At 58.2% G+C, this 16,703-nt stretch carries 12 protein-coding genes; 6 read left to right on the top strand and 6 right to left on the bottom strand.

Going from position 1 to position 16,703, the window contains the following annotated elements; genetic code table 11:
- Positions 1-16: 16 nt before the first annotated feature.
- Positions 17-4,150 carry a Pls/PosA family non-ribosomal peptide synthetase gene (locus tag ACP7B1_RS12905; protein ID WP_346308235.1) on the bottom strand — a complete coding sequence of 1,378 codons (4,134 nt, stop codon included), beginning with the start codon at positions 4,148-4,150 and terminating at the stop codon, positions 17-19.
- 756 nt (positions 4,151-4,906) lie between these two features.
- Here ACP7B1_RS12905 and ACP7B1_RS12900 point away from each other — a divergent pair.
- On the top strand, positions 4,907-6,052 hold the full coding sequence (locus tag ACP7B1_RS12900; RefSeq protein WP_346308271.1) for an alpha-hydroxy acid oxidase: 1,146 nt from the start codon (positions 4,907-4,909) through the stop codon (positions 6,050-6,052).
- A gap of 30 nt (positions 6,053-6,082) precedes the next feature.
- On the opposite strand, the gene ACP7B1_RS12895 is transcribed toward ACP7B1_RS12900, so the two are convergent.
- From ACP7B1_RS12895 to ACP7B1_RS12875, 5 genes are all read right to left on the bottom strand, one after another.
- On the bottom strand, positions 6,083-6,595 hold the full coding sequence (locus tag ACP7B1_RS12895) for a cupin domain-containing protein (RefSeq protein ID WP_346308234.1): 513 nt from the start codon (positions 6,593-6,595) through the stop codon (positions 6,083-6,085).
- A gap of 105 nt (positions 6,596-6,700) precedes the next feature.
- On the bottom strand, positions 6,701-7,735 hold the full coding sequence (locus ACP7B1_RS12890; protein WP_346308233.1) for a glycoside hydrolase family 25 protein: 1,035 nt from the start codon (positions 7,733-7,735) through the stop codon (positions 6,701-6,703).
- Between the two features lie 141 nt (positions 7,736-7,876).
- Entirely contained in the window at positions 7,877-8,836 is a 960-nt protein-coding gene (locus ACP7B1_RS12885; protein WP_346308232.1) for an isoaspartyl peptidase/L-asparaginase, read from the bottom strand.
- 67 nt (positions 8,837-8,903) lie between these two features.
- Positions 8,904-10,484, bottom strand: a complete 1,581-nt coding sequence (locus ACP7B1_RS12880) for an ABC transporter substrate-binding protein (RefSeq protein ID WP_346308231.1) — start codon at positions 10,482-10,484, stop codon at positions 8,904-8,906.
- A gap of 29 nt (positions 10,485-10,513) precedes the next feature.
- Entirely contained in the window at positions 10,514-11,083 is a 570-nt protein-coding gene (locus ACP7B1_RS12875) for a MarR family winged helix-turn-helix transcriptional regulator (RefSeq protein ID WP_346308230.1), read from the bottom strand.
- A 145-nt stretch (positions 11,084-11,228) separates the two neighbouring features.
- Here ACP7B1_RS12875 and ACP7B1_RS12870 point away from each other — a divergent pair, with 145 nt between their 5' ends.
- The 5 genes from ACP7B1_RS12870 to ACP7B1_RS12850 all read left to right on the top strand — a co-directional run bounded on the left by ACP7B1_RS12870 (position 11,229) and on the right by ACP7B1_RS12850 (position 16,693).
- On the top strand, positions 11,229-11,936 hold the full coding sequence (locus ACP7B1_RS12870; RefSeq protein ID WP_346308229.1) for a creatininase family protein: 708 nt from the start codon (positions 11,229-11,231) through the stop codon (positions 11,934-11,936).
- Between the two features lie 83 nt (positions 11,937-12,019).
- Positions 12,020-12,994: an ABC transporter permease gene (locus ACP7B1_RS12865; RefSeq protein WP_346308228.1), complete on the top strand. Its 975-nt coding sequence runs from the start codon at positions 12,020-12,022 to the stop codon at positions 12,992-12,994.
- Positions 12,991-13,881 carry an ABC transporter permease gene (locus ACP7B1_RS12860; RefSeq protein ID WP_346308227.1) on the top strand — a complete coding sequence of 297 codons (891 nt, stop codon included), beginning with the start codon at positions 12,991-12,993 and terminating at the stop codon, positions 13,879-13,881. The genes ACP7B1_RS12865 and ACP7B1_RS12860 overlap by 4 nt, the downstream gene beginning before the upstream one ends.
- Positions 13,878-15,560 carry a dipeptide ABC transporter ATP-binding protein gene (locus tag ACP7B1_RS12855; protein ID WP_426136952.1) on the top strand — a complete coding sequence of 561 codons (1,683 nt, stop codon included), beginning with the start codon at positions 13,878-13,880 and terminating at the stop codon, positions 15,558-15,560. The genes ACP7B1_RS12860 and ACP7B1_RS12855 overlap by 4 nt, the downstream gene beginning before the upstream one ends.
- Positions 15,561-15,727: 167 nt before the next feature.
- The gene (locus ACP7B1_RS12850) at positions 15,728-16,693 is read left to right on the top strand and encodes a sugar-binding transcriptional regulator (RefSeq protein ID WP_346308225.1); all 966 of its coding nucleotides are present in this window, start codon (positions 15,728-15,730) and stop codon (positions 16,691-16,693) included.
- Positions 16,694-16,703: the final 10 nt, after the last annotated feature.

Raw genomic sequence — 16,703 nt, 5'->3', positions numbered from 1 at the left:
ATCGCGAAGGCGAGGGTCAAGCGGTTGTCTTCACACCACTGTTCAGAACAGGCGTGACAAACCGGTGAAGCTTGGCCGGGTTACCCCGCCATATGGAGTTGGGCTCCAGCACTTCGCCCTTCATGACGAACGAATCCGCGTCCACGACCGAGCCGTTGCCCATCACGACACCGTAATGGATAAAGGCAGCAGGTCCGAGCGTGCAGCCGCGGCCGATGCGGATAAAATCGGACTTGAATGCACCTTCTTCGAGCGAATGGGCCTGAATGACGCTACCTTCATTGAGGGTGGCGTCATCGCCGATTTCCACCAGCGAACGTTCGGTCAGATTGCTGCCGCCGTCATACACCCTCCTGCCCATCTTGACGCCCAGCAGGCGCAGGATCATCGGCCGGAATGGCGTACCGGCGAACAGGCGGATGATGGGCGAATCCGCCAGCTTCCAGTGGCGTTCGTGATGCCAGAAAGTAACGTCATAGATCGTCGTCATCTGCGGCTTCAGCTTGCCGAAACCGAGGCTTGCCCGCTCCACCAGAATATAGAAAGGAATGGTGATGAGCGACGTCAGGAGCACGGCGACGAAGAGCGCGGTCTGCGCCCATTCGGTATAGTAGTTGAGCGCGCGGTCCCAGATCACCAATGTGACAAACAGCATGACCCATTGCGCCGCCAGAAACAGCAGCGCTGTCATTGCATTGTAACGGTTCTTGAACTTGAGGCGATGGCGCCTATCCTCTTCGCTGATTCCGGCAATAAGTTCCTTGTCGCGGTTGACCATGCGAGGGATTTCAAAGGACGGCGAGCCGAGAAGGCCGACATTCTCACGGACCGGTCCGTCAATGGGAATCATCACTTTCGTGCCAAGCAGGCAGTTATCGCCCGTCTGTCCGTCCGGCGGATAGTAGATGTTGTTGCCCAAATAGTTGCGTTCGCCAATCTTCGTATGCTCAAGCCGGAAGGAGGAGGCGGACTTGTGCATGTTGATCATGAAAAGCCCATCCGACACCATGGTTTGGCTGCCGATTTCGCAGAGGAGCGGGTTTTCGTGCTGCTGGTTGCTGCCAAAATTGGAACCGGTCTGCACCACCTTGTTGAGGTTCCAGCCGATGGCGCGCATGTAATGGACGATTGCCGAGCTGTCGCCGAACATGAGATTGAGAACGCGCGAATTACTCGTGAATTCGACCACAGTCTGCAACCAGTACCGGAACCCGTAAAGCGTGTAGGTGCGGCCGGATTTCAAAATCAGACTGAGCAAGCGAGGCACGATTGTTGCTGCCAAAAAAGCCACGACAATATATCCGAATAACGTGACGGTGGTGCCGATCGCCACAATGCCGATGGTTTCCTGGTAGTCGTCGCTGACATTCTGCCAATAGCTGTGGAACAAAAGCGGGATGGGGGTGACGAGGGTAAATAAGCCCACCAGTTGAACGGCTTCAAAGAGGAAGCGCCGGATATTGGACGGATTGACGTTGCGAACCTTGCAATAGTCAGCGGTGGTCGGCACTGCCGGCGATCCGTGCCAGCGGATACCGTCGGGGATGCTTTGCCCGCGCTGAAGCGAGGACGAATGGCCGAGCTGGGAGCGGTCGCCCATCTTGGTGTCGATGTCGAGCGTGCAGCCCACGCCGACAAATGCATCATGACCGATGGTCAGCGATCCCGTTTGGATATAGCCGGCTTGGGCTCGATAGCCAAGGATCATCGATTCCTTGCGGAGTATCGCATTGTCGCCAATGGATATGAGGTCTGTGCACACTGGAACGGTGCGGCACTCAATGACTGCGTTTCGTCCGAGCTTGGCTCCGAGGAGCCGCAGATAAAGATTATAGAGCGGGCTGCCGCGGAACAGCACAACGGGGGCTGTGCGGATCAACGTCTGCAGAACCCAGAAACGATAATAGCGCCAGCCCCAGATGGGGAAGACTTCCGGTTTCCAGCGCCCCACAAGCACCCATTTTGCAACGATGGCAACACCTGACATTCCAAAGAAGATGCCACCCGAAAGCAGGACACAACGCAGATAGAGTTGCAGCGGCTCGTCGAGCTTGTCGTAGGTCCAGTTGAGTCCGCGGTCCAGTGCCCACAGTCCAAAGTAGCTATAGAGACCGTAGAAAAGCAGCTGCGCCGCTCCGCAGGTCCAATAGGCAATGTTCGACGCCCGGTGCGTAAGAACGCGCTCGTTGACAGCGGTCGCCATCTCCTCGGGTATGCGCAGATGCTGCGCAAGGCGGGTAACGGTGGGATAGAGATAGATATCCCGCATGGATGTCGTCGCCCATTCTTTCCGGGTGCGAACGCGCGCGCAGAAACGGGCCATCAGCAGAGAGTTGGCGCCGAGATCGTCGAAGAAGTTGTCCTCCACGGATACCTCGTCGAACTTCAGCACTTCGGCCAGCACGCCTGCCAAAAAGCGTTCGTCATCATTGCTGGGCGGGGTGATGGTTCGTTCGGCCGACAAACGCACGCTTGTCGGCTTGGGAAGCTGGCGCGAGTCCACCTTGTTCGAGACGGTCATCGGGATGGCGGCCAGCTCTTCCAGATAGGATGGCACCATGTAATCGGGCAGGCGCCGTTTGAGCTCTCCGGCAATGTCGGCGCGGGAGATCGGCGGCATGCCGCTCTTGGGAGCATAATAGGCAACGAGTTCGACACGGCCGGGTTCAATTTCCCAGGTCGTGACGGCGGCCTGTGCGATTGCGGGCTGCTCCAGCAGCACGGTTTCGATTTCTCCGAGTTCGATGCGGTAGCCGCGGATTTTGACCTGGGTGTCGATGCGCCCGTGATACTCAATCTCGCCATCGTCATTGATCCGGCCAAGATCACCCGTCCGGTAGATGCGCTTTGAAGGATTGTTCGGCAGGTCGAGAAAATCGGGAATGAATTTCTGTTCCGTCAGGTCCGGCCGGTTGAGATAGCCCACCGCAAGACCGATGCCGGCAATGCCGATTTCGCCAAGCTCACCGGGCTCGGTCAGTGCCGACACGGAAGGATCGATCACGACAATGGAGTAAGTGGGCAGCGGCGCGCCGATGGTCACGGGCCTGTCGGGTGTGAGCAGGCCCATCGTGGCGGTAACGGTGGCTTCGGTGGGGCCATAGGTGTTGAGAATTTGCCGTCCGGGTTTCGACCAGCGCACCACAAGGTTGTGCGAGCATGCCTCGCCGCCCACCAGCAGCGCCCGCAGACTGGGCACATCGCTCTCGATGGAGGAAAGCAGGGTCGGGCTGCAGGCCATGCATGTCACATCATTCGCCCGGAGAAAATCCGCGAGTTCCTCGCCAACCAGTGTCAGCGGTCCCGGCGCGGGCACCACCGTTGCACCGGCGGCGAAAGGCACCCAGATCTCTTCCGCAGAGAAGTCGAAGGCGATGGTCATGCCCTGATAGACGCGGTCGCCCGGCCGATAGCCGTAGGATGCGGCGGCGACCCGGACGAAATTGCAGATGCTCTGATGCGTGATGGCCACGCCCTTGGGCCGGCCTGTAGTGCCCGAGGTATAGAGGATATAGCAGATGTCCTCGGCCACGGAGGCTGCAGGATTCAACGGCAACGGCTTGTCGGGCTTCGCGGTGATTTCGGCTGCAGCCCCGTCGATCAGCACATGGGGAACAGGCAACGGCTCGACCCGGGAAGAATAGGCCGCAATGGTGATGATCAGTCCGACATTGGCATCTTCGATGATGAGCTTCATCCGCTCTTCGGGAAAGGCGGTGGCGAGCGGAACAAACGCCGCACCGGCCTTCATCACGGCCAGCAATGCAACGTAGGTCTCGGCAGAACGGTCGAGCAGGAGTCCGACCCGATCGCCGGGCCGCACGCCCCGATCCGCCAGGAGGCGGGCGAACTGATTGGCGCGCCTGTTCAGCTCGCGATAGGTCCAGACGCGTCCTTCGGAGATAACCGCAGGTGACGCATCATAGGTTTGTGCAAGCTCCTCGAAGAAGCGGTCAAGCCGTTCACCCGGGCGCCCTTCCTGCGCAAAGTCAGCACCCGTCAAAATCTGCGGGCGTGCAATCGTCCCGGAGTCGGAGGCGTTTTTTACAAGCGCATCAATACTTCCGAAGCCAGTCCTTGCTACAGGCTGGTTACTTGAATTTTCCGCCGCGCCCCTGTCGCGTCCGGCACCGTCAACACCATGGTCCATGTCCAAACTCTCTCGTCGTAGGTCGAGCATCGCCGGGCTTATGCCCGCAGAAAACACCGTGCTGCCTCTTCAGCGAGCACTGTCTATCGGCTGATTGTGCGCGGTAGCTGCAATTGACCTTTCAGTCATGGACGGCGGAATAGCCTAAGCTTCCATAAAAGAAAAGCCCGCAACTCTAACTTGCTTTTGCTTTGAACCCCCGTCCTCTGCCCATCACAGGTGTGACGATATCATATAACGCCAAGATCAAGAACTTTATTGATAATATAACTGACAGATAAATCTTTTGAAAAATCGTGAACCGGAAGTAATTTCCCCTTGTCTCCGTGGAAAGAAGCGCCGACCGCAAGCAGGAACCGACCAACCGGAGAAAAGTGCGCTGCAAGGGATCGCTCCTTATTCCATTTTCAGTATAGGCAGCCCATTTTTCGACAGATTGCAAGTCCGACTATTGCTGGCAGAAGGGCGAAGACAGCAGAAGAGATCATTCAGATGAAGAATATTATTCGGGTTCGAGCTTTTTCGGGCGTCTTCGCGGTGGCGTTGAGTGCGACCGGGCAGGCATAAGATTTTACGCTGAGTGATATTGCCGCCACAAATGACGCATGGGCAATATCGCCGTGTCGGTACAGTTATCGTCAAGGAAATGAAAGCTCAGCCTTATACCTGTTGGAAAATGATGTCTTGTCGCCACACTTAGTGCATCCGCAGCAATTCCCGCCTATTCTCAGGCGTGAATCAAACAAGGGTTGAATGATGCGTCTGAGCGATTGCCACAATTTCCACGATTTCAGGACTTTGGCCAAACGGCGGCTGCCGGGGCCAATTTTCGACTATATCGACGGGGCAGCGGATGATGAAGTCACCTATCGCCGGAATACGGAAAGTTTCGACCATTGCGATCTCATTCCCAATGTGCTGCGCGGGGTAAAGAGTGTCGATACATCCGTTGTCGTCATGGGACAAAAGCTTGCCGTGCCCTTCTACTGCTCCCCGACAGCCTTGCAGCGGCTGTTTCACCATCAGGGAGAGCATGCGGTTGCAGCCGCAGCGGCAAGGCATGGAACGATGTTCGGTGTTTCATCGCTTGGTACAGTCAGCCTTGAGAAACTGCGCAAGTCCTATAGCGGCCCGCAGGTCTATCAGTTTTACTTTCATAAGGACCGCGGCCTGAACCGGGCGATGATGCAGAGAGCCAAGGACGCTGGCGTCGAGGTGATGATGCTGACCGTCGACAGCATTACCGGGGGTAACCGCGAGCGTGATTTGCGTACCGGCTTTTCCATTCCATTCAGGCTCAATCTTGCCGGCATGCTGCAATTTGCCATCAAGCCGCAATGGGCACTGAACTATCTCACGCATGAACGCTTCAGCCTGCCGCAACTGGAAGAACACGTGGACATGGGCAGCGGCGCCATGTCGATCAGCCGGTATTTCACGGAGATGCTGGATCCCTCGATGACCTGGGATGATGTGGCCGAGATGGTGCAGCACTGGTCAGGGCAGTTCTGCCTGAAGGGCATCATGTCGGTGGCGGATGCCAGGCGCGCAGTCGATATCGGCTGCACGGGTATCATTATCTCCAATCACGGCGGCAGGCAGCTCGATGGATCGCGCGCCGCATTCGACCAACTGGCTGAGATCGTTGATGCCGTGGGCGACAAAATCGATGTGATCATGGACGGCGGAATCCAGCGCGGGACGCACGTGCTCAAGGCCTTGTCCATGGGCGCCAAGGCGGTCGGGATCGGACGTTATTACCTTTATCCCCTTGCCGCGGCCGGTCAGGCTGGTGTCGACCGCGCGCTGGATCAGCTCAAGATCGAGATAGAGCGAGGGATGAAGCTCATGGGCTGCACCTCCGTCGATCAACTGACCCGGGAGAATCTCAAGCTGCGATAGATCGGGAAATCTTGGCTGGAAGGGGCTGCCTCATTGCAGCGCGCCGCCTTTGGTGCGGCCCCAGCGCCTGCGGGCGGCATCACTGGCGCGATAGATGAATGATGCCGGTGCCGGCAGGGTACGGCGCATGAACGCGACCTTCTTCAGATAGCGGTCTATCTTCCAGGTTGCCCACGTTCCGCCGGTAAAGTAGGCAACATCTCCCGCACGCAAGGTTCGGGTGAGCCCTTCGGCGTCCGTGACGTGCACTTCACCTTCGAGAATGCAGACGGTTTCGTCCCAACCGAAATACCAGCGGAAGGTTCCGGCGGTGCAATCCCATATCGCGGTGTAGGCCGCCCGGTCGCGGCTTGCGGATTGTTCGCGTGCGCGCGCCTGCGGGTTACCGTCCAATATCCAGTCGGGATTGATGGGAGCGGGGTTCAACTGCATTTCGAGGGCGTTGTCCGATACAAGACCAGAGCTGCGCGGCCCTGTGAAAACGTTCGGTACCGTCCGTGTCATGGCAAGTATGGCACTTGCCAGCATAAGTCTCCACGCCATTGTTTCCCCCTTCAGAATGGAACACCTTGAATAGCGGCCATTCGTCAGAATTAGGTTAAACCCTGGACGCAAATTGCATGTAATTGGCGTCGCGCTTGCGTGGGCTTAACCGGCCCGGGCCGTCACCCAGTTGTGCCATTCCTCCTCACTGCCGTGGAACACGTTGAGGTCAATTCGGCCGCTGACGCCATGGGAAAGGCCCGAACCGGAGTATTGCCAGAACAGCCAGCGCCGGCCGGGATAAACCTTGGAGGGATGAGCGGCGACCGCACGCAACCAGAAGGGATAATCGGCAAGCTCGCCCCTTAGATTGTCCCGATAGAAATCCGGGGCGGTGTAGATGATCGGCCGCTGGCCATAATGTTTCTCCAGCTTGTCCATGAAGACCTGCATCTTTTCCAGCACCTGCGCGCGGGAAGGGCGCCGCTTGCAGCTCGATTCGCCATTCCATTCCACATCTATCGCAGGTGGAAGCGCACCGGGTTCCCGGGGAACATTGCGGATGAACCAGTCAGCCTGCTCACCCGCTGTGCGGCACCAGTAGAAGAAGTGATAGGCGCCCCGCTTCAGTCCGGCTTCCTTGGCCTTGCGCCAGTTGGTCTTGAACATCGGGTCGATATGATCGCCGCCGTCGGTAGCTTTGATATAGGCGAAATTGGCGCCTTGCATACGCAGGTTCGCCCAATCCACGTCACCCTGCCAGCGCGACACGTCAACCCCGTGCACGGCGAGTTTCTTTGGCGATGCCGGCCCAAAATTAATGGGTTTGGCATCGCGGAAACGGCGGCTGTAGATCTGCATTCGGGCCTGCGGCGCAGCCTTGACCATGGGATCTGCGGGGGCTGGCTGGGGGACCGGCCTTTCGGTTGGGGCGGCCATGACAGGGGATGGTGCCGGAGGCAGGATCGCTGCCGATTCCGGGACGGGTCCGGCCCATGCCAGAATTTCCTGCTGGGGTACCGGCGAGGGGGGGACGGTTGCCATAGCGATACGCGTCACCGAACGGCTTGGCCGGACCACCGAACTGGTCATTTCCTGCGAAGGCCGTTGCGCCAGCACATCGTCCACGCCTGAACTGGATTGGCAGTTCGTCAGCACGAGGCACGAAAACATGATTGTCAGCACACACGAAACACGCATAGGCACCCGTACTCGAAATAATTGTCGATGGCGCGAACGAGGCCAATCGGTTTCACTGCTGCAATTGCTAACAGGAAATTACCAAGAAAGACTGAATCCCGATTTTAACCATAAGGTGCCGTCAACCATGCCGCCCAGGTCTTAGCGTGGAAGACCTGGGAGCTGGAAAACTTTGTCGTGCGTGCCGACAAAGACATCGCCGTTGCTGGTGACCCAGCCGCGGAACATGCCATCGGTATTATACGGTGCGACGATGGAGCCATCGGCACCTATGGCAACCAGCCCGGCACCTGCATTGTGCCGTTTGAGGTCCTCGTGGATGACTTTGTCCGAAGCTGTCTTGAGGTCTTCGCCGAGATAGGCCATCCGGCTTGCGATCTCGTGACCGACGACATGACGGATGAATACTTCTCCCTTGCCGGTACCGGATACGGCACAGATGCCATCCCGCGCATAAGTGCCTGCACCGATGATCGGGGAATCGCCGATACGGCCATCAGGCTTGTTGTTGTAGCCGCCCGTTGAGGTCGCTGCTGCGAGATGACCGGCGGCATCAAGCGCAACCGCGCCGACCGTGCCGTGTTTCTCAGCCTCCTTCGCCAGCGCGGACGTGCCCCGGGCCTCATGGGCTTTCATGGCGGCAAGAGCGATGAGGCGGCGTTCGGTCGTGAAATAGGCCTGCGGTTCCGTGGCCAGTCCAGCCACTTCAGCGAAGCGATCGGCCGCCGTTCCATTCAAGAGAACCGCATCGCCCTTTTCCATGACTGCGCGTGCTGCCCTTATGGGATTGCGGATAGCCCTGCTGGCGCAAACCGCACCGGCAGCCAGACTGGAGCCGTCCATGATGGATGCATCCAGTTCATGGATACCGTGTTCGTTAAGCGCGGCGCCATACCCTGCATTGAAATGCGGGCTGTCCTCCATCACCACCACCGCAGCTTCCACCGCATCGAGCGAGGAGCCGCCGGAACTCAGAATTGCCCAGCCGGCTTTCAGCGCCGATGCCAGATCGGCGCGGGCGCCGGCCCACTCAGCCTCGCTCAGATCAAGTTTTGCCATCACGCCGCAACCGCCGTGAATGGCCAGAGCTATGTTCGTCATATCTGTCTTTCCTGCGTGTGAAACAACAAAAGGGCCGGATCAGTATCCGGCCCTTTCACGTCGATGCTTATTGCTGCGCCGGACGGATATTCATCGCCAGCGTGTCTTCGTCAGCCCGGGGTGTCAGGATAACCTTGGCCTTCTTCACGGCCCAGGCGCTGAGCTGAGTCGCGAGAGGCAGGTCAGGGCGGTCCGTTGCGACGAGATTGTTGGCCTTTTCCAGAAGGACGCGGCGCTTGTCCGTATCCATCTCGGCTCCGGCGTCTTCAATCAGCTTGTCCATCTGCGGATTGGCATAACCGCGGACATTGAATGCGCCCAGCGATTTTGCGGTGTCGTGGGCGTGCATCAGCGACGAGAGCATGTAATTTGCTTCGCCCGTCAACGTGCCCCAACTGGCCATATAGAGTGAATACTCGCCCCGGGTCTTTGCCGGATTGAACACAGTCGCAGGCACGCCATTAACATCGGCTGTGATGCCGATTGCAGCCAGCATCTGCGCGACCGTCGGTCCGAGCTCGTTTGGCATGCGATCATTGGCATAGCTGAGCGTGATCTTGAAGCCGTTGGGATAACCCGCATCCTTCAGCAATTCCTTGGCGCGCTTCAGATCGAAGGCCGGTGCCTGGAGTGATTTGTCATAGCCAAAGATATTCGATGTGACCAACTGGGTTGGCACGACAGCCATGCCCTCCAGGGCGAATTCGACGATGGTTTCGCGGTCGAGTGCGAGATCGATGGCTTCGCGCACACGCGGGTCGAGCAGGGGATTCTTGTCGAGCTTCGCGCCGCTCTTGTCGAAGACCTGCGGGCTTTTCTCGCGGAAATCGAACTCGAGATAGCTGATATAGATGCTCTCGTTCTTGACCACGGCAAGCGATGCATCCCGCTCAAGCACCGGCACATCCGCGGCGGGCACTTTCGAAATTACATCGACCTGTCCTGCCTTCAGCTGTGCAACGCGCGCTGCATCGTTGGGGATTTCCTTGCGGATGACGCGATCCCAGGGCTGTGCTCCGCCCCAATAGCCGTCGAAGCGCTGGAGAACCAGATCCTGTGTCGGAGCCCAGGAAACGAACTTGTAAGGGCCGGTACCGATGGTTGCCTTGCCCGAATTGAACCCTTCGGCCGCTGTTTCCTGCGTTGAGTAATTGGCGGCTGCCGTGTGCGAGGTGATGAACAGACGCACAAAATCATTCGGCAGGGTGGGCGCGGGGCCTTCTGTCTTGACACGCACGGTGAATGGATCGACCACCTCAACCGATTTGACCCGGCGCACAAAGATTGTCGCGGGGTTGGGGCCGGTGACATGAGGAATGCGTTCGATAGAGAATTTCACATCTTCCGCCGTGAAATCTGATCCATCGTGAAACTTGACGCCCTGACGCAGTTTGAATTCCCAGGTCGTCTGGTCGATGGCTGTCCAGCTGAGCGCAAGCGACGGCTCCAGCTCGAGATTGTTGCCCGAGCGGATGAGCGTATCGAAAATATGTTTGGTTGCTTCCGCGTTGGCTGCGGTGGCGGTGAAATGCGGATCCATCGAGGCAGGCCCGGCCTTAATCGCCATGACAAGGTCTGCGGCGATGGCATGGCCCGTGCCCAGCAGGAGTGCGGTTCCCAATAAGAGGGCTCTCAGTCTTCTTTGCATTGTTGTTCCCTATTCCAGAGGTTGCTTTTTTATTCTTCGAATGCGGTTGCGTCGGAAGAAATTGTGTCGGGCCAGCCGCGCGATGCGATGACCATTTTGGCGAGGATGTCGGACAGCATCATGCGTTCGGCGGGGCTGAGTGCCTCCAGCATCATGCGTTCCCGGTCGATCATGGGCGCCATCTTGGCTTCGACAATCGCCCGGCCCTCCTGCGTCAGGCACAGGACGACGCGGCGAAGATCTCCCAGATCCTCCTCGCGCCGGACCAGCTTGAGGCGGTCGAGCTTCTTGGTTGCGCGGCTCAACGTGTTCTTTGGAAAACCGGAACCGGCCACCACTTCCGAAAGCGTGGTGCGGTCCCGCAGAAACAGCGAATAGAGCACGACGAATTCGGGGCGCAGCAGGTCATGATCTGCATTGATCGTGCCGTATACGGGGTTGTTGTAGTGCAGTGCCAGATAGTTGATGCGGAAGGAAAGCCAACAGGGGTTCGACCACAGCTTTGCATAAAGAATATCGCTTTCCGCAATGCTCTCATTCGGCGCTGTCGTTCGTCCGGCACGGCCCTCCAGCAGCGCGAGATCGATCAGGTTCTGCATGCGCGCTCCTCGCCATTAAGTTCCATTAGAGACAAAATATCTCGCTATTGCTGTATGTCAAACGTAATTTTTGTACCATTTGGAACTTGTATGCGCATGATCCTTGTGTTTATGCTTGGGGACGAAATCAGCAGAGGTAAGAGGCATGCGCATAAGTGCGATGAACTGGAGTCAGGTTGAGGAACGCATCCGCAGGGATGACCGGTGCATCCTGCCCATTGGCAGCGTGGAGCAGCACGCGCGGCTGAGTCTCGCGACCGACATGATCCTGGCGGAAAAAGTATCGGTCGATGCAGCAGAGCCGCTTGGCGTTCCGGTTTTCCCGGTCTTGCCCTATGGGCTTGCTTCAAGTTTTGCCGATTTTCCGGGAACCGTATCGCTGAGCCTGCGCACCTATGTCGGTGTGATCGAGGACGTCCTTGATAGCCTCTATCATGGCGGGTTTCGCCGTATCCTCATTGTCAACGGCCATGGCGGCAACACGCCGGCGGCGACGGTTGTTTCCGAATGGCTCAATCGCAATCGCGATGCCAGTGTGAAAATGCACGATTGGTGGCGTGCACCCAAGACCATGGGCAAGGTTCTCGAAATCGACAACCGCGCATCGCACGCCTCCTGGATGGAAAATTTCCCCTGGACGCGCCTTCCTGGTGTCGCCCAGCCAGACCATGCACAGGAACGCGTTGATTTTGGCGCGTTAGCCCGCGTCGGCGCCGGCGGCAAGCGGGCACAGCTTTCTCAGGGCGAGGGCAACTACCACGGACTGTTCGAACGGCCCGATGCGGACATGCTGGCGATTTGGGATGTTGCCGTCGGGGAAACACGGGAAGAGCTGGAAAACGGCTGGCATTGATTGTTGTCACCGGCGGAGGCAGGAAAGCCCGCCGGTGACAGCCAATTCAAACAAGCACGAATGTGCAGGGGAAGGTTGAGCGAATGGTTGCGTTCATTGTCAGGCGATTATGGCAGGCGGCACTGGTCATGCTCGTCATGTCATTGCTGGTTTTTCTGGGTGTCTTCGTCATCGGAAACCCGGTCGACGTGCTGATTTCTCCGGATGCAACCCAGGATATCCGCAATCGCGTCATTGCGCAGTATGGCCTCGATCTGCCCATCTGGCAGCAGTATCTGCACTTCGCAAGCAACCTTCTGCATGGCGATCTGGGCCGTTCATTCGTCTACAACATGCCGGTTTCCCAGCTGATTGCCTCGCGCTTCCCCGCGACAATGGAGCTCGCGGTTATCGCTGTTTTCCTGGCAAGCCTCATCGGCATACCGCTTGGAATATATGCGGGGTACAAACCGGAAAGCTGGACCGCGAAGGTGATCATGGCCCTGTCCATTCTCGGTTTCTCTGTTCCCACCTTCTGGATCGGACTCATGCTCATCATGGTCTTTGCCGTGCAACTGGGCATCATGCCGGCAGGGGGCCGGGGAGAGACGGTTTCCGTTTTCGGGGTTCCCGTCAGCTTCCTGACGTTCGATGGCATGCGCCACCTCGTTCTGCCCGCCGTCAACCTGTCCCTGTTCAAGATGTCGATGATGATACGGCTGGCGGCCTCGGGCACGCGGGAAGTGATGTTGACCGATACGATCAAATTCGCCCGGGCGGCAGGTATCCATGAGTGGACGATCCTGCGCCGGCACGTGCTGCGGTTGATTTCCATTCCGCTCGTCACTGTATTCGGACTGGAACTGGGCTCGACCATTGCGTTCGCCGTCGTGACCGAGACGATCTATTCGTGGCCGGGTCTGGGAAAGCTGATCATTGACAGTATCACGTCGCTGGACCGGCCGGTGATGGTGGCCTATCTCATGCTGGTTTCGCTCATGTTCATTACGATCAACCTGGTTGTCGATCTGGCCTATGCCGTCCTCGATCCGCGCATGCGCCATGGGGGTGGCAAATGACCCTATCCGTTGAAAAAGCCCGTAGCTCATCCGATTTCTGGGCAGAGTTTGTCCGTCATCCCGTCGCTGTCATCGCTGCCATCATACTGCTCGTTGTCATAGTGCTGGCTGTTTTCGCGCCGCTGATTGCGCCGCAGGACCCCTACGATCTTTCAAGTCTTGTGATGCGCGATGCACGCAGGGCACCGGGATACATCGGCACCGGCGGATATACCCACATTCTGGGAACCGACAGCCAAGGCCGCGATCTCTTTTCCGCCATCCTCTACGGCCTGCGCATTTCGCTGGAGATGGGCCTCCTCGCGGGCGCGATAGCCTTTTCAATCGGCGCGCTGGTCGGTTGTACCGCCGCCTATGTGGGCGGCCGTTTTGAAGCCCTCGTGATGCGGCTGGTGGATCTGCAGCTTTCGTTCCCGGCGATCCTGCTCGCTTTCGTGGTGGCGGCGCTCCTCGGGCAGGGCAAGGGGCAGCTGATCGTCGCACTGGTCTTTTCGCAATACGCCTATTTCGTGCGCACTGCCCATGGCGCGGCAGCCGTTGAACGGAACAAGGACTATGTGGAGGCGGCCCTGTCCGTACCCATGAGCGGCTGGTTTGTGGTGACACGGCACATCCTGCCCAATGCGCTGCCGCCGCTTATCGTCGTGGCAACCGTTCAGGTGGCGAGCGCCATTTCGCTAGAGGCAACCCTGTCATTTCTCGGGGTCGGTCTGCCGCCCACCGAACCATCGCTTGGCATGCTGATTTCCGGCGGCTTCCAGTATCTTCTCTCCGGCCGATACTGGATTTCCATCTATCCGGGCGTGGCTCTCATCATTCTCATCATGGCGATCAATCTTGTCGGTGATCAGGTGCGGAGTCAGCTCAATCCGAGGTTGAAACGATGACCGCTCCCCTTCTCGAAGTGACTGATCTTTGCACCTATTTCGAGGCGCGGACGGGAATCGTGAAATCAGTCGACGGCATCTCGCTCCATCTGGAAAAGGGCGAGATTCTGGGACTGGTGGGCGAGTCAGGCTCGGGCAAGTCCATTACCGGCTTTTCGCTGATAGGTCTCATCGACAAACCGGGGCGCATTGTCAGCGGTTCGATCAAACTTGACGGTCGCGAGCTTGTTGGCCTCAGCGAGCCGGAATTGCGCAAGATCCGTGGCCGGGACATTGCCATGGTCTTCCAGGACCCGATGATGACACTCAATCCGGTCCTGACCGTATTGGATCAGATGACCCTGGCGCTGCAGGCGCATGAACGGATCTCGGACGCCGATGCGCGCCTTCGTGCCGTCGAGGCGCTGCGAAAGGTTCGCATTGTCGATCCTGAACAGAAGGTGGATTTTTACCCGCACCAGTTCTCCGGCGGCATGCGTCAGCGCGTTGCCATAGCCATCGCATTGCTGCACCGGCCCAAAATTGTCATTGCCGACGAACCAACCACGGCGCTTGACGTGTCGGTCCAGGCGGAAATTCTCGTTGAAATAAAGTCGCTGGTTGCCGAGCTTGGCATTTCCATGATTTGGATCAGCCATGACCTGGCAACCGTGGCTTCCATCTCGAAGCGCATCGCCGTGATGAAGGCGGGCAAGATCGTGGAAACGGGCCTCGCCTCCGAGGTCCTGCGCACGCCAAGCCATCCCTATACGCAATCACTGCTCGATGCATTGCCATCGCGGTCAAAGCCCGGTCAGCGGCTGGGTGCTGGCGCCAATGACAATGACAGCGAAAGCGCTGCGCATCCCGTTGCCGCGACGATGGCCGATCCGTCCTTCGTGGCGATGGATGGGCTCGTCAAAGTGTTTGAACAGAAACGTGGTTTCTGGGCGCGGCTGGGTGAACGGGCCGGTCTGCTCAAATCAAAGAAGCCAGTGCTTGCCGTTGAAAACGTTGATCTGACCATCGCAAAGGGAGAGGCGCTTGGATTGGTCGGGGAATCCGGTTCGGGCAAATCAACGCTCGGACGTATTGTCTGCGGCATCTATCAGCCGACGGAAGGCAGGGTAACGCTGAACAACAGCCCGGTGATGTCCGCCGGCCCGCAGCCGAGAAAGCTGACCACCAATGTCCAGATGATCTTTCAGGATCCCTTTGCGTCACTTGACCCGCGCCGCACCATTGGACAGTCCATCGCGGAAGGACCGATAGCGCATGGTCTGACCAGCAAGGCCGAAGCCCGTTCATATGTGGCGGAGTGGCTGAAGGCTGTCTCGCTCGACCCGGCATTTGCGGACCGCTATCCGCATCAGTTCTCAGGCGGTCAGCGCCAGCGTATCGCCATCGCCCGCGCGCTGGCCATGCGCCCAGACGTCATTGTCTGCGACGAACCGGTGGCATCGCTCGACGTTTCCATTCAGGCGCAGATTCTCAACCTTCTTTTGCAACTGCGCAAAGAATTGGGCCTGACGCTGCTGTTCATCAGTCATGACCTTTCCGTCGTGCGTCATCTCTGCGACCGGGTTGCCGTGATGTATCGCGGCAAGATCATCGAAGTGGGGACGGCGGAGGAAATATTCGACGCGCCACAGGAGGCCTATACGCGCGCGCTCCTCAACGCCATACCAAAGCTCGCCTGAGGCGCTCACGCATCGATTTGCCACCCGGGGGCCAGGGTGGCAACGCGACTTTCCCATAAAACTGCGAAGAGAAAAGCGCGCAACGCAGACAGCAGATGATCTGCTATTTGACTTTTGTCAGATCACGTGAATATTGTCTAATCAGCGATATTTTGTGAGGAACTTCAATGCCTGTCCGGTCCGCCGATCAGATAATCCATAAGGCCGCCTGGCTCTATTATACCCATGGTTTGCGGCAAGACGAAGTGGCCAAGCATCTCGATATTTCCCGCGCGTCCGTGGCGATGTATCTGCGCCGTGCGCGCGAAATCGGCATTGTCACCATCTCCACATCGACGGAATTGTTTTCCGATGACGTTCTTGCGCGCGAAACCGAGGATGCCCTTGGCCTTGAAACCGTATGGATTATTCCCGAAGACAGGCAAGCTTTCAATCCATCCGTTGAAATGCCCGTTGTTGCAGCGGCTGCGTTCATTGAGTTGATCAACAAAGGTGATCGTGTCGGCGTGGCCTGGGGGCGGACTGTCTATCATATCGCCGACGTCATGCCTTACGCAGACCTGCAGGGGGTGGCGGTCGTGCAGCTCTGCGGCAATCTCGGGGCGCCGTATTCCTATCGCCCGGATCAATGCACGACTGAAATTGCCCGCCGGTTGAACGCGGAAGGCATCAACCTTTACGCACCGCTCGTGCTCAGCTCTGAACGTCTTGCTGAGGAGCTGCGCCGGGAGCCGGTTGTCCGGGAGCAGTTGTTGGCAATCACGGACTGTCAATTGGCGCTTTATTCCGTGGGCGGCATCGAAGATGACAGCCATCTGGTGAAATGCGGCGCGATCACCGCGGCGGAAATGCATGCACTCGGGCAGGCCGGCGCTGCGGGTGTGATTGCCGGGCAACTGATTGACGTGGACGGGCAGTGGCTGGACTGCGCCCATAACCGGCGCTGTATTTCTGCGGATCTCGATTCCATCCGGAAAATTCCCAAGAGGATGCTGGTGGTTCAGGAGGACAGCAAGTACGAACCGCTTGTGGCAGCAATCAAGGGTGGGTTCGCGTCCCATCTCATGATCACGGCATCCATGGCGAAACGCCTGCTCAAGCGCGCCAAGGGCGCCGGGCTCAAACAAGCATAGCAACAGTTGG

The organism is Phyllobacterium sp. SL163 (assembly GCF_049896885.1).
Taxonomy (GTDB): Bacteria; Pseudomonadota; Alphaproteobacteria; order Rhizobiales; family Rhizobiaceae; genus Phyllobacterium; species Phyllobacterium calauticae.
This window is presented reverse-complemented; position numbering and strand designations above follow the sequence as displayed.

Bases quoted from the DNA above. Each gene is read 5' to 3' on its own strand.
- ACP7B1_RS12905 (WP_346308235.1), bottom strand. From the start codon at position 4,150: ATGGACCATGGTGTTGACGGTGCCGGACGCGACAGGGGCGCGGCGGAA.
- ACP7B1_RS12900 (WP_346308271.1), top strand. From the start codon at position 4,907: ATGCGTCTGAGCGATTGCCACAATTTCCACGATTTCAGGACTTTGGCC.
- ACP7B1_RS12895 (WP_346308234.1), bottom strand. From the start codon at position 6,595: ATGGCGTGGAGACTTATGCTGGCAAGTGCCATACTTGCCATGACACGG.
- ACP7B1_RS12890 (WP_346308233.1), bottom strand. From the start codon at position 7,735: ATGCGTGTTTCGTGTGTGCTGACAATCATGTTTTCGTGCCTCGTGCTG.
- ACP7B1_RS12885 (WP_346308232.1), bottom strand. From the start codon at position 8,836: ATGACGAACATAGCTCTGGCCATTCACGGCGGTTGCGGCGTGATGGCA.
- ACP7B1_RS12880 (WP_346308231.1), bottom strand. From the start codon at position 10,484: ATGCAAAGAAGACTGAGAGCCCTCTTATTGGGAACCGCACTCCTGCTG.
- ACP7B1_RS12875 (WP_346308230.1), bottom strand. From the start codon at position 11,083: ATGCAGAACCTGATCGATCTCGCGCTGCTGGAGGGCCGTGCCGGACGA.
- ACP7B1_RS12870 (WP_346308229.1), top strand. From the start codon at position 11,229: ATGCGCATAAGTGCGATGAACTGGAGTCAGGTTGAGGAACGCATCCGC.
- ACP7B1_RS12865 (WP_346308228.1), top strand. From the start codon at position 12,020: ATGGTTGCGTTCATTGTCAGGCGATTATGGCAGGCGGCACTGGTCATG.
- ACP7B1_RS12860 (WP_346308227.1), top strand. From the start codon at position 12,991: ATGACCCTATCCGTTGAAAAAGCCCGTAGCTCATCCGATTTCTGGGCA.
- ACP7B1_RS12855 (WP_426136952.1), top strand. From the start codon at position 13,878: ATGACCGCTCCCCTTCTCGAAGTGACTGATCTTTGCACCTATTTCGAG.
- ACP7B1_RS12850 (WP_346308225.1), top strand. From the start codon at position 15,728: ATGCCTGTCCGGTCCGCCGATCAGATAATCCATAAGGCCGCCTGGCTC.